The organism is Cytobacillus sp. FSL R5-0569 (assembly GCF_038007265.1).
In the GTDB taxonomy this organism is placed as follows: Bacteria; Bacillota; Bacilli; order Bacillales; family Cytobacillaceae; genus Cytobacillus; species Cytobacillus kochii.
Genome location: NZ_JBBOWW010000001.1, coordinates 4,100,562 through 4,123,474, shown reverse-complemented (window position 1 = coordinate 4,123,474; position 22,913 = coordinate 4,100,562). Strand labels below are relative to the sequence as shown.

13 protein-coding genes and 1 pseudogene are annotated in these 22,913 nt (G+C 34.0%); 9 read left to right on the top strand and 5 right to left on the bottom strand.

The genetic code is table 11. The annotated features are described in order from the left end of the window. Positions 1–97: 97 nt before the first annotated feature. The gene (tagH, locus tag MKX78_RS21000; protein ID WP_341052234.1) at positions 98–1,693 is read left to right on the top strand and encodes a teichoic acids export ABC transporter ATP-binding subunit TagH; all 1,596 of its coding nucleotides are present in this window, start codon (positions 98–100) and stop codon (positions 1,691–1,693) included. 51 nt (positions 1,694–1,744) lie between these two features. Here tagH and tagU read toward each other — a convergent pair whose 3' ends face one another. Continuing rightward, positions 1,745–2,668, bottom strand: a complete 924-nt coding sequence (tagU, locus tag MKX78_RS20995) for a polyisoprenyl-teichoic acid--peptidoglycan teichoic acid transferase TagU (protein ID WP_251162155.1) — start codon at positions 2,666–2,668, stop codon at positions 1,745–1,747. A 253-nt stretch (positions 2,669–2,921) separates the two neighbouring features. Here tagU and MKX78_RS20990 point away from each other — a divergent pair, with 253 nt between their 5' ends. Beyond that, on the top strand, positions 2,922–5,339 hold the full coding sequence (locus MKX78_RS20990; protein ID WP_341052233.1) for an N-acetylmuramoyl-L-alanine amidase: 2,418 nt from the start codon (positions 2,922–2,924) through the stop codon (positions 5,337–5,339). Positions 5,340–5,363: 24 nt separating this feature from the next. On the opposite strand, the gene MKX78_RS20985 is transcribed toward MKX78_RS20990, so the two are convergent. Next, positions 5,364–6,578, bottom strand: coding sequence for a CDP-glycerol glycerophosphotransferase family protein (locus tag MKX78_RS20985; protein ID WP_307315883.1), 1,215 nt, complete (start codon positions 6,576–6,578; stop codon positions 5,364–5,366). Beyond that, positions 6,571–6,969, bottom strand: coding sequence for a glycerol-3-phosphate cytidylyltransferase (gene tagD, locus MKX78_RS20980; protein WP_307315881.1), 399 nt, complete (start codon positions 6,967–6,969; stop codon positions 6,571–6,573). Before tagD ends, MKX78_RS20985 begins: the two co-directional genes overlap by 8 nt. A 387-nt stretch (positions 6,970–7,356) precedes the next feature. Here tagD and MKX78_RS20975 point away from each other — a divergent pair, with 387 nt between their 5' ends. Beyond that, positions 7,357–10,671 carry a CDP-glycerol glycerophosphotransferase family protein gene (locus tag MKX78_RS20975; protein WP_341052231.1) on the top strand — a complete coding sequence of 1,105 codons (3,315 nt, stop codon included), beginning with the start codon at positions 7,357–7,359 and terminating at the stop codon, positions 10,669–10,671. Positions 10,672–10,690: 19 nt separating this feature from the next. Next, a pseudogene (locus tag MKX78_RS20970) lies at positions 10,691–11,875 on the top strand (CDP-glycerol glycerophosphotransferase family protein); the annotation flags it as partial. 35 nt (positions 11,876–11,910) lie between these two features. On the opposite strand, the gene MKX78_RS20965 reads toward MKX78_RS20970, so the two are convergent. Further along, a complete protein-coding gene (locus MKX78_RS20965) occupies positions 11,911–13,452 on the bottom strand; it encodes a glycosyltransferase family 2 protein (RefSeq protein WP_341052228.1) in 1,542 nt (513 codons plus the stop codon). Between the two features lie 371 nt (positions 13,453–13,823). Here MKX78_RS20965 and MKX78_RS20960 point away from each other — a divergent pair, with 371 nt between their 5' ends. Together MKX78_RS20960 and MKX78_RS20955 are read left to right on the top strand one after the other, a co-directional pair. Further along, positions 13,824–16,601: a glucosaminidase domain-containing protein gene (locus MKX78_RS20960; RefSeq protein WP_341052226.1), complete on the top strand. Its 2,778-nt coding sequence runs from the start codon at positions 13,824–13,826 to the stop codon at positions 16,599–16,601. 165 nt (positions 16,602–16,766) lie between these two features. After that, the gene (locus tag MKX78_RS20955; protein WP_307319524.1) at positions 16,767–18,065 is read left to right on the top strand and encodes an O-antigen ligase family protein; all 1,299 of its coding nucleotides are present in this window, start codon (positions 16,767–16,769) and stop codon (positions 18,063–18,065) included. Between the two features lie 62 nt (positions 18,066–18,127). Here MKX78_RS20955 and murJ read toward each other — a convergent pair whose 3' ends face one another. Further along, entirely contained in the window at positions 18,128–19,663 is a 1,536-nt protein-coding gene (gene murJ, locus MKX78_RS20950) for a murein biosynthesis integral membrane protein MurJ (protein ID WP_307319521.1), read from the bottom strand. Between the two features lie 99 nt (positions 19,664–19,762). On the opposite strand from murJ, the gene MKX78_RS20945 reads away from it, so the two are divergent. The 3 genes from MKX78_RS20945 to MKX78_RS20935 all read left to right on the top strand — a co-directional run bounded on the left by MKX78_RS20945 (position 19,763) and on the right by MKX78_RS20935 (position 22,869). Beyond that, a complete protein-coding gene (locus tag MKX78_RS20945; RefSeq protein ID WP_095371816.1) occupies positions 19,763–20,494 on the top strand; it encodes a WecB/TagA/CpsF family glycosyltransferase in 732 nt (243 codons plus the stop codon). 74 nt (positions 20,495–20,568) lie between these two features. Then, the gene (locus MKX78_RS20940; protein ID WP_341052220.1) at positions 20,569–21,675 is read left to right on the top strand and encodes a glycosyltransferase; all 1,107 of its coding nucleotides are present in this window, start codon (positions 20,569–20,571) and stop codon (positions 21,673–21,675) included. A 144-nt stretch (positions 21,676–21,819) separates the two neighbouring features. Further along, positions 21,820–22,869, top strand: coding sequence for an MraY family glycosyltransferase (locus MKX78_RS20935; RefSeq protein ID WP_307319514.1), 1,050 nt, complete (start codon positions 21,820–21,822; stop codon positions 22,867–22,869). The last annotated feature ends 44 nt before the right edge of the window (positions 22,870–22,913 follow it).

Genomic DNA, 22,913 nt, shown 5'->3' with positions numbered 1-22,913 from the left:
TATGAAGAGTGAGGCTAAATTGATTTTTAGCCTTTTTTTCTTTGCAAAATTTGGTATAGTAAAAAGGACTAATTTAATAAATAATGGGGAAAAAGATATGGCCATTGAATCAGTTCATTTTGAGAATGTAACGAAGCGTTTTAAAATGTATCAAAACAATAAAGAAAAACTATTAGATATATTCGTACCTAAAGGATACGGTGAAGATTTCTACGGATTGCAGCATATCAACTTCACTGCTTATCAAGGCGATGTCATTGGTGTGATTGGTATTAATGGTGCTGGAAAATCTACACTGTCCAATCTTATTACAGGAGTAGTACCTCCTACCACTGGTGATATAACGATTAATGGTAGTGCATCGCTTATTGCTATTGCATCAGGTCTTAACAATCAATTAACAGGTCGAGAGAATATTGAATTAAAATGTCTCATGCTAGGGTTTAATAAGAGAGAAATTCAGCAATTGATGCCTGAGATTATTGACTTTGCTGATATAGGTAAGTTTATTGACCAACCAGTTAAAAACTATTCTAGTGGTATGAAGTCACGATTAGGCTTTGCCATTTCTGTAAATATTGATCCTGATATTATTGTCATTGATGAAGCCCTCTCGGTTGGTGACCAAACCTTTACTGATAAATGTTTAGATAAGATGAATGAATTTAAACAAAAAGGTAAAACCATCTTCTTTATTAGTCATAGTATTGCACAGGTAAAGAAATTCTGTGATAAAGCATTATGGCTAGAGGCGGGAGAAGTGAGAGATTACGGCACTATCGGTGAAATTATTCCAAAATATGAAAAGTTCCTAAAGGATTTTAAATCACTAACCAAAGAGGAACAGAAGAAATTCAGACAGGATATTTTAGATAGGCGCAGTCAGTTGAATAATTATACTGACAACATTGAAACCAATAATGCTAACGTTGTTTCTAGTGATATTCAGCGAAGTTCAAGAGTAAAAAAACGTACAAAACCTAGTCGTAAAAAATGGAAATTTATTTTAGGATTAAGTACACTCTTAATACTCCTATCCGTTAGCACTCTATTTCTTATAAATAACTATCACTCATCGAATTCGACTGTGAAGACCAACCAAAATGAATCACCTGTAGCATCAGAAGAACCAAAAGCTGTAGAAGAAGGTTTAAAGGATAAATCATTAGATATTAGGTATGTAACGGTCTCAAGTGCTAATATAAGACAAGAACCAACAATGGAGAGTGAAGCTATAGACTTTGCTGTTTTTGGTTTTCCATATGAAGTATTAGAAGAAGAAGAAGGATGGGCTAAAATCCAACTAAATGATAATGAAGAAGGCTGGGTTAGTACAACGGTTTTGGCAAGATTAAATAATACAGTTGTTGACCAAGAGATTGAGACCAAATTAAATGGCATTGTCGGTCCTAATTTCCCTCTAGAAACTGTTGTGAACACTTTAGGGAAAGGGCAAGTGATGGAGGAACCTTTTGAACATGCAGAATATATTTACAAAGATGAAGCAATCAATGGTGTGATTATTGATATGAATGGTCCATCTACAGATACCTTATTTAATCAATTGGGAGAACCAGATATGGAGTTAGAGGAGACGAAATCTTTCTTATATCATGGAGAAGAATTTGATTACTTATTTCAAGGAGTAGAAGATGGAACAATAAGCTCACTTCAGTTGATTAAAAGAAGTTAAAAAAAGGTCTTATTCTTCACCTCATAGGTTGATAGAATAAGACCTTTTTTCTTATATATCTAAGTGTGATTTCAATTCTTCTTGTACTTTTAATTGCTCTTCATTTGAAACGATTAAATACCAAACATCATTGATACGCTGACCATTGCCGGATATGGTTAGCTGGTCAATTTTTCCGACTGCATTTTTATAATTTTTTTGGATATCACGCATTTCATTGAAAGACAAGTTCGTTCTAACATTCTTACCTAACGCATCTAAGATGTCATCATAGTTTGTGAGTGTGTTAAGGCTCATCCCTTTTTTAATGACTCCTTGAATCACTTGACGCTGACGGTCTTGACGACCGAAGTCACCGTTTGGATCTTCTTTTCTCATCCTGACATAGGATAATGCTTCGTCGCCATTTAAGGTGTTTGCTCCTTCTGTAAAGGAAGAATTCCCTTGTTCAAATGAGAGGGAACTGTTAACTGTAATGCCTCCAACCGCATCAACAATATCTTTAAATCCTTCCATATTTACCTTGATATAATAATCAATTGGGATATCAAGGAAGTTTTCCACCGTGGCCATCGCCATTTCCTCATTGCCGAACGCATAAGCATGGTTAATCTTATCATCAAAGCCCTTACCGACAATTTCTGTACGTGTATCTCTTGGGATGCTTAACATTTTCATTGATTGGTCATTTGGATTAACAGTGATAACAATGATTGTATCTGAACGCCCTTTGTCTCCGCTTCTTTCATCTACTCCGAGCATTAAAACAGAAAATGGCTCTTGTTTAGTCAGTGTAAGCTCCTGCTCTCTTTTCTCTGTTTTATACTTGATTGGTTGATGCATCGTTTCTACAGCCCCTGAAACAGAACGATAGACCATAAACCCATAGATGCCAACTGCAATGACCATTAACAGAACAATAGAACCAGTTATTTTTAACCATAACGGCTTCTTTTTCTTAGGTTGGCTACGCATTTCTTTTCCCCCATACGAATGTTAATTTGATTGATATATGTTATAGAATACCAAATTATTAGTTCGGTGGATATAAAATAAATGTAAAATAGACAATATTAGACAAAAGTTCTTCTTATTCGTAAAGTGAATGTAAAAAAAATAATAAATACTGTCATATTTTAATATGTTAATATGAATGTGGGGTATGTAGAATTTAGCACTACTGGAAAATTAGTTATAAAGTATCATAACTTTAGAAGAGGAGGAGAAAATGACTAAACTAAAGAAACATATTTCCATGTTTCTTATTGCTTTATTAGTATTCGGTTTAACTTCGAATATAGGATATGCGAATGAGATAAATAATAAAAGTGTTGAACAAGAACCAATTACATATGTTGTAAATGAAGAGCAACAAGTTGCTGTATATCTTGAAGATTCACAAGAAAGCGAGATTTTATTTCATTTAATTAAAGATTCAGTATTTGATATCGTAGAACTAGGGGACGAGTACTCTTATATTCAAACAAAGGACGAAGAAGATAATGAAGTACTAGGTTACGTCCTTAATGAAGAAATTGATCAATATGCGATTGTTCAAGATAAACCTGATGAAGAAGAGTTAAGCGGTGAGAAACAGGAAGAAACGATTGAGACCCCTTTGACAGAAGAAGCGCAAGAGAATGCTCCTAATGAGGAAGAGGCGGTAAGTGAGGAGAATACTCCTATCGACTCAACAGAAGGACAAGATAATCTTACTGAAGAGGATGAACTCACTGAAGAAGAAAGTCAAACAGATGAATTAAAAGAAGATGAAGCACAACAAGCGCTACCAGATGAACAGGAAGTAAGTGATGAGCAACCTGTAAAATCAAGAATGCTTATGAGTAAAGCTTTAGTTACTGTACAAGGTGTCGCACTTAAAAACCCCACAAATGTTTACACAGAATCCAGTCGAAATTCTACAGTGTTAAAGAGCTACTCTCAAGGTAAAATTCTTAAATTTGAAAAGTCGAATAATCAATGGCTACAAGCAACTGTTTATGTAAATGGTAAGGCAGTAGCAGGTTACATCAATAGTGATGATGTTGACTTACTTGTTGAAAAGCAAGAGAGTTCGAGAGGAATCGTTTATAACGAGAATCTACATGTTTATTCTACACCGTCTAAAAACTCGAATGTCTTAAAGAGTTATAATGAAGGACATACGGTAGTGTATCAAACATATTCTTCTCAATGGAATGAAGCGAAAGTTTATGCTAATGGTAAATGGCAATATGGCTTCATTCATGAAGATGATGTGATTCCAGAAAACACACCACAATCTACGTTAAATGGTGTGGTGAAAAATGAAAAACTCAATGTGTATAGCGGATTATCAAAATCATCTAATGTGCTGAAAAGCTATAATGAAGGTACAAGTGTTAAATACAGAACACATACTGCGAATTGGTATGAAGCGACTGTCTATGTGAATGGAAAAGCGACTACAGGTTATATTCATAAAAGTGATGTAATCAATGATGATGCGAAGCAAGAGACACTCAGTGGCATTGCAAAAAAACGTGTCAATGTATATAGCAGTACTTCAACAAGCTCAAGTATCCTAAAAAGCTATAATGAAGGTAGTACCCTTAAATATAAAACTTTCACGAAGAATTGGTATGAAGCAACTGTCTATGTAAATGGAAAAGCAACAACAGGCTATATTCAAAAAAGCGCAACTATTGACGAGGATGCAGCTAGAACTGATTATAGAGGAGTGGCTTTGGCCTCGCCAACAAAGGTGTATGCAAACGAATCAACTTCAGCTAATGTGCTGAAAAGCTATGGTTCTGGATCCATCCTTAAGTATCGTTCGTATACTGACAACTGGTACGAAGCAACTGTTTATGTAAATGGAAAAGCAACAACAGGTTATATCAATAAAAAAGATGTTGAAAATAGTAAGAACCCACAACAAACATTAACAGGTACAGCACAATCAAAAGTGACAGTTTATACAAAGGCCTCTAATACGTCTAGTGTCTTGAAAACTTATAGTAAAGGTTCCAAAATTAAATATAAAACCTTTACATCGAATTGGTATGAAGTGACTGTGTTTGTAAATGGAAAAGCTCAAACTGGTTATATTAAAACGAATACGATGGAAAAAGGATTACAAGGAAAAGTTATTGTGCTTGATCCTGGACATGGTGGTCATGACCCAGGGGCAATGGGCATAGAAAAAGACTTGAATCTTAACACCGCTAATTATCTGCGTTCTTATTTAAATGCCGCAGGAGCTGAGGTAATCATGACTCGATCTACTGATGTATATTTAACATTAGCTGAACGTGTAGAAATTAGCCATCAATATAGTGCAGATGCTTTCATTAGCATTCACTATAATTCAAATCCAGACCCTAGTCCTAATGGAATTGAAACCTATTATTTACCTTCTAATGAGAATGAACGAGAGCTAGCCCAATTGATTCAAGATGGCGTTGTCGCTGAAACAGGGTTACGAGATCGTGGGGTTAAAAATAATGGGAACTTCCATGTCATTCGTGAGAATCAAAATGTGGCAGTCTTAGTAGAGTTAGGATTTCTTTCAAACCCTAAAGAATATGATGTTGTTACGAAAGCAGCTTATCAGAAAAAAGCAGCTAAGGGGATTTATAACGGTTTGAATCAGTACTTTAATTAAAATAAGTATAAAGGAAGAGCGTAACTATTGGTTACGCTCTACTTTTTTATGTTCAGAATGTAAGTCTGCTTGTAAATATTTCACGAATCGATAACTCGCTTTACCGTCATTATTAGTATTCCACTCATGATTAAATGTATTTATTAAATGGTAATCAAAACTTTGCTGACGAATGACTTCAATTAGCTCATTAGTGGAAGAAACAACGGGACCGGGTACAAGTTCTTTATATTCGGTCCAAAACCCTCTACTTTCTTTATAATGATTTAAATCATATGGATAAAAAATCATAGGTTTATTCAGTAATGAAAATTCAAATGGAATAGAAGAATAATCTGTTACTAAAATATCTGTTATGAAAAGTAATTCATTGGTGTTAGCAAAGTGAGAGAAATCATAAACAAAATCTTTCATACTGTCATCGATAGTTACTGTATTTCTGATTGCTGGATGAAGCTTTAAAAGTATGAGGTAATCGGAATCTCTTAGATCTTGATACAATAGTTCTAAGTCAATTTTGAGCTCATAAGTCTCTAAGTTCTCATCCCTAAATGTAGGGGCATATAGTATTAATTTCTTGGTACGCAGTTCAGGATATTGTTGCAGTAATCGCTCTTTTTTCTTATAAATACTTTCTTCGTGAAAAAACACATCTGTTCTTGGTATCCCAATAGGTAGGAAGTGATTTTCGTTTAGGTTAAACGCTTCTTTAAAAATTTCCTTCATTTTATCCGATCCAACAATGACTTGGTGGAACTGTTTATATACTTTTTGAAAACGTATTAATGCTTGTTTACTTCTTTTTTTATTTGAAGGATCCTTCAATCCGAAACGTTTAATCGCTCCATTCGCATGCCAAAGTTGGTAACACTTCACCTCTGTTTTAAATCGAATATTTGCTAAAAAACCATAGTAATTATCGACTAAAACAATTTTTGTCGTTGCCAGATGAAACAAGCCTTCTAAAAAGGCGATGGGTGATGATGGGGTGAATTGTAAAATTTGATCATCATCTTGTTTAATAGCATTGAATTCAGATGTTAATGAACTTTTCGTCAATAAAAAAATAGTGCGACAAGATTGCTCTTGTCGCTTCCATTCTTTATATATATTTATGCTATTCTCAGAAAAAGAAACTACATGAACAACTTTATCCTTAGTTGGAAAAAGAATATTAAAAAATTTAAAGACCATTCCAAAAAAGAATAAGTAGATATTTATAGCAATTTCTCTAGCCATTTTGTACTTCGAAAAGATCGTTTTTAATTTTAGATGTAGAAATACCTACTGTTCGAGGCAAGTATACTACTTCACAATATTCTTCCAAGAAATCAAATTTTCCTTCCCAATCATCGCCCATAACAAAAACATCAATATCGTTATTAATTACATCTTGAACTTTTTGATCCCAGTTATCTTCAGCAATGACCTTATCTACATAACGAATAGATTCTAGAATCATTTTTCTGTTTTCAAAACTGTGGTAAGCTTCTTTACCTTTAATTTTGTTAAATTCGTCAGAAGAAATAGCAACTGTTAAATGATCTCCAAGGTCCTTTGCTCTTTTTAATAGATTAATATGGCCCCAGTGCAATAAATCAAAAGTGCCATATGTTAATACCTTTTTCATACGAAAAACCTCCTCTGAAGCTAAAACGTCTTAGTATATCTATTTTAATATCGTCCAAAAGTCAGTCAATAATAGTCATAATATATATATTAAGGTAGTTATGGTCTGATTTCAAGTAAGATCAATGGTTGAAATAGCATATTTTTCTTCCTCAAAAATCTTAATAATCTTAATTATATTACCACTAAATATACTTACTTTAAACGCCATTCTAGAAATTGTAAGAAAAGTTACATATATGTTAAGAGTTTATTTAATTATTTCACATATATAAGTGATACGATAATATGGTTAAGGGAAGTATAATGGATTAGATGTACAAATAATAAAAAAAGCTTTATTATGATAAAATATTAACATTGATTATGAATGTCTGGGTGATTACACATGTTCTTATTTAACAAACGAAAAAAGAAGCAAAAGCCAAAATTAAAAGAACGTTTAATAATGATGCAAACTGAAGAGGAATTGTCAATTAAAGGTAAGTTATTACATTCTAAGTATAGAGTAGTTAGTTTGCTATTAAAAGCTCGTCTATCCGAAGAAGAGTGGGCGTTTACTAACGATGAAACCAACGATGGTTCTTTTTCATTTGAAGTTGGCCTAGCTAAATTGGTCAAAGATTTATCTAATAGTATAGATGAAAATTTTGATTGGTTCTTAAAAGTTATGGTTTCTACAGAAGACTTAACTGAGAACCAAATCCAAAAATTAGAATTAAAAGCAGAATTCGTAGAAGAGGATGGTAAATTATACGCTGTTTATCCTATTCGCCTCGGAAGATTTGCTTACACAGAAAATCATGGATTTCATTACGTTTATCATAATCAGAATAGTGGAGTTTGTTATTTAACGGATAAAGGAAACTTGTCTTTCTTGTTGAATAAAACACCACTTGTCAAAGTTAAATCACAAATAGATCGAATGAAAACAGGTGAGAATTCTTTTAATATCGAAGGAAAGATATTCACAAAGGGTTCTAAAATCATTACATCGAAAATCGTCTTAAAATCAAGGAATACAAGTGATGAAATTGAATTAGGAATAAACCTTTCTTTCAACAAAGACCAAACATCAGAAAAATACGGTCTAAATCGTTATTACTATTCCTCTAAAATAAACCTAAATACAGTTAATAAAGGTTCGATACTTGAAGAAGATATTTATGACTTTTATTTGGTTATACAATTAAGCGATCAACTTGAGGAAAAATACATTCGCATAGGTAGACCAACTTTTAGAGCTAGACATTTTGTTAAGGAAAGTTACGGTATAAATGGACAAGAAGTAGCCATTGTAACACCTTACTATACATTTAAAGGATCAAATTTATCTTTAGAGGTCTTTAGTTTCGACTTTGATACTTTTAAGTTCTTACAGAAGAAATTAAAGTTTGCCTGGCTCCATCGATTATTAAATAGGCAAAAGGATATATGGTTAGTGGGTGAAAGGCCGTACAAAGCGCAAGATACAGGATATCATTTCTTTAAATATATGAGAGAGAATCATCCTGAAAAAAATGTTTATTATGTTATTGAATCAGATTCTCCTGAAAGAAAAAATATTGAACAGCTAGGAAATATTATTGATTTTAAATCTAAAGATCATATAATTAAGGCTTTAACTGCTCGAAGGATTATTGGTTCACATCATCCTGATTATTTATTCCCTATTCGCTCTAAAAGATTTAAAAATGCTGCAAAAGGGATTAAAGTTTTTCTTCAACACGGGGTTATGGGAACAAAAAATATGATTGCTAACTATGGTAAATCATCACAAGGTTTCGAAACGGATATGTTCATTGTTAGTTCTGAGTTTGAAAAAGAAATGATTGTTAATGATTTTGGATATAATCCTAAGGATGTTTTTGTTACTGGATTATCCAGATTCGATAGCCTTTTGAGTGATGATGTTTTGAAAAAAGAACAAATCTTAATTATTCCTACATGGAGAGACTGGATTACGAATGATGAAAGTTTTATCGAGAGTGAGTACTTTGCCCGGTACAAGGAATTGGTCAATCATCCTCACTTACACAAGCTAGCTGAACAGGGTAATGTTGAATTAATATTTTGTTTGCATCCTAATATGCAAAAATTTACGAACTATTTCTCAGATTCTCCTGTGAAAGTTATTAGTCAAGGTGAAGTTGATGTACAACATTTATTAAAAGAAAGTGCACTTATGGTTACTGATTATTCGAGTGTGGGCTTTGACTTTAGCTTTTTGCATAAACCAATTGTCTATTATCAATTTGACCGAGAGAGGTTTATTGGCAAACGCCCTTCTCATCTAGACCTAGATAATGACTTGCCTGGAGACATTTTTTCAGATGTTGATGGTGTATTATCGAGAATTGGATTTTATATTGAAAATGGATTTAAATCTTCCGAGGAAAATATCAAAAAAGCTAATAAATTTATGACATTTAGAGATAGACAATCCAGTCAAAGGATTTATCAAGCGATTTCTTCTTATCCAGGTAAGAGTTTTTATATGCAATTAATAGAAAATGATCTAGTAATGGGATTAGGAAATAGATTTAGAAAAAGTCGATACTACTTTCCGGCAATGAAGCTATTTTATAAAATGGCTAGAGTCATCATTCCGAAAGATAAAAAACTTATTGTTTTTGAAAGTGGAGTAGGTAAGCAGTTTGCAGATAGCCCAAGAAATATATATGAAGAAATTGTAGAACGTCAGTTAGATTATAAAAAAGTATGGATTATAAATAACAATATACGTTTCAAAGATAAAACAACTAGGAAAGTAAAAAGACTTAGTCCTAGATATTATTATTATTTAGCGAGAGCTGGTTATTGGATTAACAACCAAAATTTCCCAACTTATATTGAAAAAAGTAAACGTACGACATATATTCAAACATGGCATGGTACACCTTTAAAGAAAATGTTATTTGATATAGAAAACATACAAGGTAGGGATGAAACATATCTCGAGCGTGTACATCATGCTACTAAAAATTGGGATTATCTTGTTTCACCTAGTAAGTATGCTACAGAAGCGTTTCGAAGTGCATTTAGATATAAAGGTGAAGTATTAGAGGTTGGTTATCCAAGAAATGATATTTTTTATAAGCCAGAGCAATTTGAAATCATCCCTGAAGTAAAAAAGAAATTAAATCTACCTGAAGGTAAAAAAATTATTTTGTATGCGCCCACCTTTCGAGATAATGATACTAAAGGAAAGAATAAATTTCAGTTTAACCTTAAGATGGATTTACAGAGGATGAAAGAGGAATTAGGAGATGAATTTATTCTCCTAGTAAGAATGCATGTTGTCATCAGTAACCGTTTGGTTATAGATGATGAGTTAAGCGATTTTGTTTATAATGTATCCAACTATTCTGATATTAGTGATTTATATCTAATTAGTGATGTACTAATGACAGATTATTCCTCTGTTATGTTTGATTTTGCTAACACAGGAAAACCTTTATTGTTTTTCACGTATGATTTGGAAGAATATAAAAATGATATTAGAGGCTTTTATATGGATTTCGAAAATGAAGCACCAGGCCCATTTGTATTTAATACAGATGATATAATACAGGTGTTACACAAGTTACCAGCAATTGAAGAAAATTATGCTCAAAAGTATCAATTATTTAGAGAGAAGTTTTGTGGTCTAGAAGATGGTAATGCTGCTAATCGGATAGTGAATAAATTCTTCGTAAAATGAAAGGTTTAATAAAATGATCAAAAGGTTTTTAACGAGGGTAAAAAGATCACGTTATATTAAGCTACTATATAAAGTGATTTTTCAATTAATAGGTCTGTTACCAGCCAAAAAGAAGTTAATTATATTTGAAAGTTACCTTGGAAAACAATACAGTTGTAACCCAAGAGCGATATTTGAGTATTTACAAAAGAATTATCCAGATTATGATATGTATTGGAGTGTAGATCCGAGATATCATACAGCATTTTCAGAAAAAGGTTTAAAAACATTGAATCGGTTTTCAATCAAGTGGCTAATTGCAATGGCAAGGGCCAAGTACTGGGTCTTCAATAGTAGAACGCCAGGATGGATTCCAAAACCGAAACATACTGTCTATTTACAAACATGGCATGGGACACCATTAAAGAAATTAGCAGCAGATATGGATGAAGTGCATATGCCAGGTACGACAACAGAAAAATATAAAAGAAATTTTTTAAATGAGTCAAAGAGGTGGGACTTTTTAGTCTCGCCTAACCAGTATTCTTCAGAAATATTTGAACGTGCTTTTGATTTTAGTAAACAAATGCTGGAAACTGGATATCCAAGAAATGATTATTTATATACACATAATAACGAATCAACCATCCAACATTTAAAATTGCAATTAAATATTCCTCAAGACAAAAAGGTAATACTATATGCACCTACATGGAGAGATAATGAGTATTACGAAGTTGGAAAGTATAAGTTCAATCTTAAACTGGATTTGCAGAAGATGAAAGAAATATTAGGGGATGAATATATTATTCTTATGCGAATGCACTATCTAGTAGCTGAGAGCATGGATATAAGCGCATACGAAGGGTTTGCTCGAGATGTGTCTAAGCATGAGGACATTAGAGAATTATATTTAATTTCTGATATATTAATCACTGATTACTCCTCAGTATTTTTTGACTATGCTAATTTAAAGCGTCCGATGCTTTTTTATGTGTATGATATTGATAGTTATAGGGATAACTTAAGAGGATTCTATTTTGATTTTGAAAGAGAAGCACCTGGTCCATTAGTAAAAACAACAGAAGAAGTAATAAAGCAAATTCAGCATTTCAATCAAGTGGATAGTAATATACAATATAACTCTTTTTATCAAAGGTTTTGTTATTTAGAAAATGGTGAATCAAGTCGCAAAGTAGTAGAAAAGGTATTCAAAAAAAGCTGAATTTTTTCAGCTTTTTTTGTTTAAATAAGGATATATTATTTTGCCTTTATTGAAAGTCCAAGATTATTAGCAATAGTAGAATAAAATTTAATTGTTTTATCTTGATATGTTACTTGGTTGTGTAAAATTCTTTTAATATTAATAATCTGATAATCATTATATCTGATAAAGACTGTAAATAGTGAGTTATCCATTTTTTTTAAATCTTCTAATGGTACAATGAACTTCCCAATATTGTTATCAATCCATTCTATTGATACAATCAAATCATTTTCTACATTACTTCTGTCTCTTATTAATATCGATTGAACATTTTTTAAATTGTCGCCGTATATTTCAAAGGTTTGGTGATATTTATTGTTAACAATATATGAATCAAGGGCCCGGGAAAACATAGGTATTCTAATGAGATTAAATGGTTCTTCTAAGAACGGTACTTCATAGTAAGGGAGTCCATCTTTAATTAGGTATTTTTTATTTGTATCTCTCTTATTCCATTCAAAAAGTTGAATGAATTCTCCTATTCTATTATCCGTATATAATTTGAATGCGGTTTTGAATAGAGGATTTTCAAAGTTATCTATGAAGTTATACTCTAGGTTAAAAGTAGTTTCATACATATCTTTTAGAATATTAATAAATGGTGTCTTATCTTTTGCTTTAAGAAATTCAGTGCTTTCGAATATTCTCATAAAGTCATACTCATAAATCCGATTTAGGGCAATTTTTTCGTATTCTAATGGTAATTTCTTTTGCTTAAGGAATTCGATTACATTTAAATCGGCTTTTCTTTTATCAAGAATTTCAGTAGTTTTAGTAAGAGATTGATTATTTTCTTCCATTCTATTTACATAATAAATTGGCCTTGTAGTTGTTGATACATTATTACATTCTGTTAAAAAATCAAAGAAAAATTGTTTATCTTCCCCAAACTTTCCATCCGGGAATCCAATATCATTTTGATTAATAATACTCAATTTCATCATTCTAGCAGTTGGGCCCATATGATAGAAAAAGTGAGGTATATCGAATGGAGATATTGACCTTCTCTCCTTCACAGATGCGTATTCTCCAATAATACTTAGAGACTTATCTTTCACCTTTATCGTTTTACCTACAACATAATCATCATTCGTTTCTTCTAAAATGTTTAATAAATTTTCTAATCCGTTTGTATCAAACCAATCATCAGAATCTAAGAATGTTACATATTTACTATTAGATAATTCAAGTCCTATATTTCTGGGTGTTCCTGGTGATCCAGTATTAGTTGATAGTGTTACGACAGTTATATTTTTATGTTTTTCAGCATAGCTCAGGGCAATATTTCTTGTATTATCTGTAGAACAATCATCTACTATTATATATTCTATATGTTTTGAATCTAAAGATTGATTTACAACAGAAAGTATCGTTTTTTCTAGTGATTTTTCTGCATTATATGCAGCAGTAATAACTGTAATTAGTTTTTCTTGTTTTTTAAAGAATTTGCTCATTAGTTTATTAGAATAGTTAACGATGCTAATTTTATTACTGTTTAGAAGTTCTCTTGCATGTGCTCTATTTATACTTGTCATTTTATTTGTACTCCTTAGCACTGTGATTTTAACCATATTATAATTTATTTCCCTATTATTTCATATTCAAACACTGTATGACCAGGTTAAAAGAACTGCAATCTATAAAAAATTGTAAAAATATAAGACAAATTGTCGATATTAAAAGTAATGCTGGTTACTAGTCAATGGCTTTGGTAAAGTGAATTTTGTGAGTTTAGGAGGTGTAGAGTTTTATTTAGTATTAGGTGGGCGTGTAGAGGAAATCTCTTATGATAGCTACCGGTTTTTTGAAAAATTAAATATTTGCTTCAAGTGTAAATCTGATAGTTATGTAAGGACCGCTACATGTATCCCTAAGATAAAGTATAGATTTACATGGGGGAAAAGTAGTGAAAAAAATATTTGTTAGTTTTTTAGTCTTGCTATTAATTTTACAGAGTATACCACAGAATATTTCGTTTGTTAAAGCGGAATCTCTACCTGAAACATATGAGGCAATGGTATTTGCTGAAGAAATTGATGGTGATATTTCTGTCTATGAAGAAGAAAATAGTGAATCAGAAGTTTTATTTACTATAAAAGATGATTCTGAAGTATTGGTATTAAACTGGGGACAATATTTTTCCTTTGTAGAATATTCTTTTGAGGATGAAACAGAAACAAAACAAGGTTATATAGAGAATAGTAGAATTGTAGAAAAAGCGGAAGCGAATGAATTCCGCGAAGCAAGGCTATTTGATTTAAACAATCATGATGAAGAGGCAAAGAATGAGCCAGGCGAAACGGAAGAAATCGATGTGGCTGAAGACCATGAGGTTCCTCAAAACAACTCACAAGAAAACTTAGATAAAAGTAAGGATTTAACAGTAGAAGAACCTGAGGACAACGCTTCCTCTTTAGAAGAAACTGATTCTATTGAGATGGAAGAAAGTACACCAAGTGAAGATCTCGATGGAGAATTGGAAGTTAGCCAAGTAGAAAAAGAAGAGGTTGTAGAGCCTAAAGCAAGAATGTCTACATTTGCTGCAACTGTCAGTCAAACACTCTATGGTGCTGCACTTAAAAGCCCGACTGTAATTTATGATAGCGCTAATCAAAGTGCCAAGCCTTTAAAAAATTATGCTCAAGGGTCAATCCTGAAATATGAAGCTTATAATAACGATTGGTATAAAGCGGTTGTATCAGTAAATGGAAAGTGGCGCGACGGTTTCATTAAAAAGACAGACGTAGAGAACATTCAAGATAAGAAAACACTTCGAGGAGTAGCAACTACAACTACAAAGGTTTATTCTAAGGCATCAAAAAATGCAAGTGTACTAAGATCATATAATACTGGAAGCGTCTTGAAGTATACTACCCTAACTTCAAGTTGGTATGAGGCTACCGTTTCTGTAAATGGAAAATGGCAAACGGGTTATATATACAAAGGTGATGTAGAAAATATTACTTCTCAGCCAAATACTTATCAGGGTGTAGGTTTACAATCACCAACAAAAGTTTATCAACAAGTAACTACAAGTTCTAAAACTTTAAAAACCTATTCACAAGGTAGTATCTTGAAGTTCCAAAGTTTTATTTCTGGATGGTATTCTGCCACGGTCTATATTAATGGTAAAGCAACCACTGGGTACATAAAGTCTTCAGATGTTTCCTTACCTACAACTAATCCAGAAACATTACATGGCGTAGCATCGAAAGATTCTGTTAATGTGTATAAAAGTGCTTCTAGAAGCTCTGGTTCCCATAAGTCATATGCTAAAGGAACATTATTAAAATTTGAGACATTTATTACAGGGTGGTATAAGGCTACTGTTTATATTGGTGGCAAGCCACAAACAGGATATATCCATGCCTCTGATGTGGAAATCCCTGTAAAAAATCCTGCTACTTATCAAGGGGTGGCATTGAAATCATCTACTCCTATTTATAAAATGGCGAATGTAACTTCCGGTACATGGAAATCATATAAGATCGGTAGCATATTGAAATATGAATCCTTTATTAGTGGTTGGTATAAGGCAACGGTCTATGTGAATGGGAAAAAACAAACAGGTTATATTGCAGCTAGTCATGTAGAAAATGCTTCGCAATCAACGAAGGATGTACGATTATATGCAGTGCCAGACACTTTGAACGTATATAACATTGCGTCAAAATCTTCTAGTGCAATTAAAAAATACAAACAAGGTGATTTACTAAAAGTTTATCCATTTACTTCAGAATGGTACAGGGCTACTGTTTCTGTAAACGGAAATTGGGTAACAGGCTACATCCACAAAGATGACCTCAGTACAGAAAAACCAGGTTATCTCAATCTTGACTTAAGAAAACCTGCAAAGCTGACTGTACAGGAAATCAAAGCTTTATTTGATCGCAAAGGTCATGGGGATAGTAAGTTAAAGGATTATGCCCAAGAATTTATTAATGTTCAAAATAAATATGGGGTAAACGCAACTTACTTAGTAGCGCATACAATTTTAGAGACTGGTTGGGGAAAGCAATCCAACTTGTTCGATTATAAAAATAACTTATATGGATATGGGGCGTATGATGTTTGTCCATTCACTTGCGGTTACTATTTTGATAGTGTAGAAGATAGTATTAGTAATGTAGCGTACCAAGTGAAATCCGATTATTTAACTCCTAATGGTAAATGGTACAATGGACCAGACTTAATTGGCATGAATGTGAAATATGCTACGGATAAAGATTGGCAAAATAAAATTGCTCGGTTAATGGAAGATTTACAGCCGTATGACGCTAAGTACTACTCGTCTACAAATGTTGTAACGAGCAATGGTCCTGCACCATCAGGTAATTGGAGTAGGGATATTCCAGCAGGCAAGCCATATCCATCAGATGTTGTTAAAAACATGCCGGCTGGTACGAAGGCAACAATCAACACCAATGCGAATTGGAGATCGTTCCCTTATGTTAATAATAATAGTAATGTCATTGGCACATTAAAAGTTTCAACTGAAGTGATTGTATTAGGATATAACACGGATGTAAAAACTAATGGCAGTTATCCATATGATACAACTTGGTATCGCATTTCAGTTAATGGTAAACAAGGTTGGATTTACGGTGACTATTTAACCTTTACAAATGCAAAACAAGCAAAAGTTTATACTTCTTCTTATGATTTACTACAGCAATTTAAATAATGACTATACCGAGGGGAATACCCTCGGTTTTTTGTGTTTACATGTTTCTCTTTTCTAAAATAGTACGGGAAAATCTAATGAACATATTTTGCACCTCTTATAGTAAATTCCCAATTTCCTCACATACTAAAACCATACAAATTCCACCAGTGAGGTTGTTTATTTATGCTGAAGACTGAAAAGAGAAATAAGGTGTTGTGGCTGAGTATGCTTTTTTTGTTATTACAGCCAATTATTGATGTGCTTACATCTTTGTCTATTCGTTTGAATGATCAGGCATTTACGCTTGGTTTAGCGATGCGTTTTTGTTTCTTATTATTTATATGTGTTTACTTATTATTTACATCATATGTAAGAAAACCCGTGATTTTAGGCTATCTGTTGTTATTTGGCTTGTTTATTGTGATTTCGATTGGGGTTCAGTTTACGATGAAACCTGTTTTTATGTGGGGAACTGAGCTGAAATGGTTATTGAAAAATGTTTATTTTGTTGTCTGTTTTCTATTCTTTCTAGTGGTTTTTCGCAGAGGGTTTAGGATTTCTCCGCTCTATTATTTGATGATAGCTGTGATTTTGACTGGGGCGATGATGACGGTGGCGGGGCTTTCTGATACTGCGTTTCCTAGTTATGATTATTGGAAGAGTGGTCATGTTGGCTGGTTTTATGCTGGCAATGAGATTGGAGCCATTTTGGCTATGGGGTTACCGGTTGTACTATATTTTGCTTTAAAACGTTCGTGGTGGTTAATGGTAGGATTACTCACGGTTATGTATGGGTTGCTGGCTTTAGGGACGAAAGTGGGTTATGGGGCGATTTTGATTACATTGCTTATCAGCATTGGTACCTCTATTGTTCTTCGTTTGGTAAAAAGAGAATACATACAAAGAACTAAATTAGTTACACTTGGCATTTTGTTTGTTGTTTTTATTCTTATGACACCATATACTCCAGTTGCCCATAACATGGAGCTACAGCTTGATTGGCTTGGTGTTTCAAAAGAAGAAGGGAAAACACAAGTGATAACAAGTGAACAAAAGGATAACATTGTCTATAGCGGCAGGGAAACTTACTGGGAAGAGTATCAAGCTTATTTTCAAGAGGCGCCTTGGATGCAAAAGCTTTTTGGCATGGGTTATGGTGGCAACTTTACGGATGAAGCTAAAACGATTGAGATGGATTTTTTAGATTTATTCTATTCATTAGGAATGATAGGGTTTAGCTTATATTTGCTGCCCTTTGTCTATATGCTTTGGCAATTGATTAAACAAGCATTTCAAAATATGAAACGAATGATGGACTTAGAGGTCATTTTAGTACTCACTGGAATAGCTCTAGGTCTTGGTATCGCTTTTATCGCTGGTCATGTATTAACAGCGCCTGGTGTGAGTATTTATTTAGCTGTACTAATGGCTTGGCTAGCCTGTGGAATCCAATACGTGCAGCTTGAGAATTCTATGAACTAAGAATTCTCAAGCTGCACATTTCGAATGAACGCAATTTTTAAACAAACGTTTGATTGATTATGTTAGAATTTTCTCTTGAGTGTCCTTGCCCATTCAGTCAACTTTTCCATTTCGGATATTCTCAATAATGTAGCGACTAGTATAGTGAAAATGACGGCGATGAAGGTTGTCACTGATATCGACAGCAGTGCTGGTAAGTAGGAATGATAGAGCTTATGTAAGCCGAAAAGAACGCCAGTTACGAGTAAGAACATCGTGAGTACTTTCCCTTGAGAAAATAATAAATCCTTCATCTCTTTTCTCGGTATGTCTAATTCCTTCCGTAAAAAATATAGCAAAACAGCCGTCTGTGAGACCATGCTGATAGAAGTAGCCAAGGCTACACCACCAATGCCCATTAAAGGTGTTAAAATCAAACTAAAAATGATATTGACGATAATAGAGACGATTGCAGCTATCATGGTCATTTTCTCATTTTGTAAGGCAATAAATGAACGATTTAAAAATTCCTTTAATGCGATTGCGATCATACCGATGGAATAAAAGAAAAAGGCAATGCTCGTTATAGTAGTAGCGTTCGTATTGAATGCGCCTCTCTCATAAGCTACTTCAATTAATGTCCGGCTTTCTATTAACATGACCGCACTAATAGGTATGCCTACTAAGCTAATAATCGTCATACCGCTAATGATCAGTGGTATAAGCTCTTTCTTATTCTCTGCCGCCGTATCAATAATGGATGGAAACAACACGGTGATAAAGGATAGGAGAATGATACTTAATGGCAGAAACATCAGCTTGTTTGCATAGTTTAACGCTGAAACACTACCATCTATCAATCCAGATGCAAAAAAGCGATCAATGACTGTATTAAACTGAAAAGCAATGGACGTAATAATTAATGGCATAAAAGAAAAAAAGGTTCTTTTAATGAATAGAGAATAGGTTTTAAAATGAAAATTAAGTCGAATTACTTTATACTTCTTTATAAATGGGTATTGTACAAGAAATTGACTAATGGCTCCTAACAAAGTGGCAATGGCTACACCGTATATCCCATAGAACTGTGAGAGTACGACAATACTAATGATAATCAGGATATTTTGCGGGATGGCTCCCATTGCTGGTGGTGCGAATTCCTTTTCGTATTCTAAAATGCCAGTTGAAACGGCAGATAAAACGTAGAAGCAGAAGCTTGGTAGCATGATAATCGTTAATACATTTGTTACATACCACTGTTCTTCGGTAAACCCTGGTGCCATCCATTGGGTAATGATAGGGGTGAATAGAATTGCGATGACAGTAATCGCTAATGCAAGAATGAGGAATAAAGTCGTAAGTACCCCTACTACGTTTCGTGCTTCTAGTGAATGCTGTTTTTTTAATTCAGCATATAGAGGGATGATACCTGTTGTAATGGACATGCCAACTGCTGAGAATAATAAAACAGGGATAATGGATGCTACAAAGTAAGCATCAGCCACTGTTGAAGTACCGAAATAAGAGGCCATAAGCAATTCTCTTACAAAACCCAGAACCTTACTAATGATTGCAATACCTGTTATGAGTCCCGCAGCTTGGATAAGCTGTTTTTTCATCATGAATCTCCTTTAAGGAAAAGTGCTTTTTATTATTAGTATAATCAGAACGGTATAAACTAAAACACCGACTATTAAGATAAAGATTGAGGTTATAAAATGAGTCATGATTACGTAAATATACTTGGGGTTCCCTTTATTAATACAAGCTTTGCAGAAATGGAATCCATTTTAACCAACCATATAGATAAACAAGAAAAAACATTTGTTGTGACAGCGAACCCGGAAATCGTTATGTATGCCAAAGAGAATAAAGATTATCAAAAGATCATTCAGTCTGCTCATTACGTGGTGCCTGATGGTAATGGGATTCTACTTGCTGCTAATATGCTTCAAAAGCCGATAAAAGAGCGTGTAACAGGCTTTGATTTAACAATGTCCTTATTAGAAGAAGGAAATAAAAAAGGCTGGCATGTATATCTTCTCGGAGGAAGGGAACAAGTAAATAAAAGAGCAGCTGAAAATATAGAAAAAGATTATCCGGGAATTAACCTTGTCGGTAGACATAATGGTTATTTTGATTGGGAAGATGGGCAAGTGGCTGAAGAAGTAGCAGCTAAAGCGCCAGATATCGTCTTGGTTGCTTTAGGCTTTCCACGTCAGGAAGAATGGATTACCACTAATTATCATCGCTTCTCTAAAGGGTTATTCATGGGGGTCGGTGGCACGATTGACATTATATCTGGTGAAATGAAACGAGCGCCTGAATTTTGGCAAAACCTTAAGTTAGAGTGGTTTTACCGCCTATTGAAGCAGCCCTCTCGTTGGAGAAGGGTGCTCGTTTTACCTCAATTTGTGAAGCAAGTACGGCAATCCAGAAAGCGAGATTGATGTAAAATCCCTAGAATCTGCAACTATTTTCTAAGCTGTTCCGTCTGATACTATGAAGAAGGATGGAATCAACGATGAAAGTACTCCATTTAAATGCAGGGAATGATACAGGTGGGGGCATGACACATATTCTTGATTTATTAGAGAATAGTGACCCTACTGTTTTTACGCTAGGGATTTTTGAACCTGGGCCGATTTATCAGAAGGCACTAGAGCGAGGGATTCGCGTAAAGCTTTTCGCTACGAAAAAAAGATATGATCTATCAGTCATTCAGCGTTTAAAGAAATATATTGAAGCAGAACAAATGACCATGATTCATACACATGGTGCGCGAGCAAATCTTTACGGTTATTTGCTAAAAAAAACCTACCGAGAATGTAAGTGGGTGACAACATTACATAGCAATCCCTATGATGATTTTCTTAATCAGGGCTTGAAAGGAAAAGCCTTTACTAAGTTGCATTTATGGCTTTTGAAGCACCCTGATTATTATTTCGCCATTTCTAATCGTTCTAAAGAGCTCTTGCTCTCACATGGTGTGGATGGGAGTAAAGTGAAGACTATTTTCAATGGCATAGATTTTAACAGACAAATGCAGTCTTGTACGCTTGAACGCAAAGGGTTAGGGCTTGAGGCGAATGATTTTGTGATTGCTATGGTGGCGAGACTCACACCTGTAAAGGGCCATCGGATTGCCTTAGAAGCCATCAGCCGTGTCATGGCTAAAGCACCTCAGGTCAAACTCCTTTTAATAGGAGATGGCTTTTTAGAACAAGAATTAAAAGCTTTTGTGAACAACAAAGGATTAGCTAAACAAATAAAATTTCTAGGATATAGACAGGATATTGATGCCTTATTACAAATTTCAGATCTTCATCTATTATCATCATTAAGTGAGAATTTTCCAATTGTCTTATTAGAGGCAGCAAGAGCGAAAAAGCCGGTGATTTCAACCGATGTTGGTGGAGTCTGTGAATTGATTCCATCGAAAGATTATGGCTGGCTTGTTCCAGTGAAAGATGTGGACGCATTAGCTCTGGCAATTGAAGAGGCGATAAATGCCCATTATGTAGGGTCCTTGAAAAAAATCGGTGAAAATCTCTATAAACATGCATCAAGGTGGTTTAGCGTGGAGCATTTTCGGGAAAATGTGATGGACGCCTACAAAAATTGGACATAAATCTTGCGGATTTTGTCAAAAAAAGTACCTTTTTAAATGGTACAACTATGATATAATAGGTTCGATATACATTTGTACGAATTTGTAAATTATGCCTGGTTCCAAGTGTGAAAGAGGGGCATGCTATCCATAAGGAGGGTCTTTATGATTTATTTGACCTTAATATTATGTTTTATATGCTCCGTTCTTTTAACACCGCTGGTAAAACGACTGGCCTTTAAGATAGGAGCAACAGACAAACCAAATAATCGAAAAGTCCATGAAAAAGTGATGCCTCGTTTAGGTGGTTTAGCAATTTATTTAAGCTTCATGCTCGGTGTGCTAATCTTCTCACCAAATAAAGAAGTGCATATCCCAATCATGGTCGGTGCATTTATCATCGTTGTAATCGGTATGTTAGATGATAAATATCAATTACCTGCTAAATATAAATTGCTAGGGCAAATTGCTGCTGCATTAATCGTAGTTTTTTGGGGAAATGTGGAAGTTGAATTTATTAACAATCCATTCTTCGGCGATAATCGAATCGACTTTGGTTATTTTGCCATCCCTATTACAATCTTATGGATTGTTGGTGTGACGAATGCAATTAACCTAATTGATGGTCTTGACGGATTAGCAGCTGGAGTATCATCGATTGCGCTATTTACGATTGCTGGGATGGCTGTATTCATGGGGAATACGTATGTAATTGCCATGGCTTCTTTGTTAATGGTAGCTACACTCGGGTTTCTTGTCTTTAACTTTCATCCAGCGAAAATATTTATGGGTGATACAGGTGCTCTCTTTTTAGGATATATGATTGCTGTCTTGTCATTGCTCGGCTTTAAAAATGTAACAGTGATTTCGTTTATTATCCCTATTTTAATTTTAGGTGTCCCATTATCCGATACGATTTTTGCGATATTTAGAAGGATTTTAAACAAACAACCGATATCAGCACCAGATAAATCACATCTCCATCATTGCTTATTGAATGCAGGCTTTACCCATCGCCAAACAGTCTTATTAATTTACGCGATGGCAGCTACTTTTGGCATGATTGCCATTATCTTCTCTCAAGCAAAAGTATGGGGAGCCATCTTACTAATAGCCGTTGTCCTTGTCATGCTCGAATTATTTGCCGAACTGATCGGTCTACTCGGCAAAGACTACCAGCCCTTATTGAAAAGACTCAAAGGAAAAGGCAACTGATACAAAAGCTAACCAATTTGGTTAGCTTTTTTTGTAGATTAAGA

Coding starts and splice junctions, on each gene's coding strand:
- tagH (WP_341052234.1), top strand. CDS start 98: ATGGCCATTGAATCAGTTCATTTTGAGAATGTAACGAAGCGTTTTAAA.
- tagU (WP_251162155.1), bottom strand. CDS start 2,668: ATGCGTAGCCAACCTAAGAAAAAGAAGCCGTTATGGTTAAAAATAACT.
- MKX78_RS20990 (WP_341052233.1), top strand. CDS start 2,922: ATGACTAAACTAAAGAAACATATTTCCATGTTTCTTATTGCTTTATTA.
- MKX78_RS20985 (WP_307315883.1), bottom strand. CDS start 6,578: ATGGCTAGAGAAATTGCTATAAATATCTACTTATTCTTTTTTGGAATG.
- tagD (WP_307315881.1), bottom strand. CDS start 6,969: ATGAAAAAGGTATTAACATATGGCACTTTTGATTTATTGCACTGGGGC.
- MKX78_RS20975 (WP_341052231.1), top strand. CDS start 7,357: ATGTTCTTATTTAACAAACGAAAAAAGAAGCAAAAGCCAAAATTAAAA.
- MKX78_RS20965 (WP_341052228.1), bottom strand. CDS start 13,452: ATGACAAGTATAAATAGAGCACATGCAAGAGAACTTCTAAACAGTAAT.
- MKX78_RS20955 (WP_307319524.1), top strand. CDS start 16,767: ATGCTGAAGACTGAAAAGAGAAATAAGGTGTTGTGGCTGAGTATGCTT.
- murJ (WP_307319521.1), bottom strand. CDS start 19,663: ATGAAAAAACAGCTTATCCAAGCTGCGGGACTCATAACAGGTATTGCA.
- MKX78_RS20945 (WP_095371816.1), top strand. CDS start 19,763: ATGAGTCATGATTACGTAAATATACTTGGGGTTCCCTTTATTAATACA.
- MKX78_RS20940 (WP_341052220.1), top strand. CDS start 20,569: ATGAAAGTACTCCATTTAAATGCAGGGAATGATACAGGTGGGGGCATG.
- MKX78_RS20935 (WP_307319514.1), top strand. CDS start 21,820: ATGATTTATTTGACCTTAATATTATGTTTTATATGCTCCGTTCTTTTA.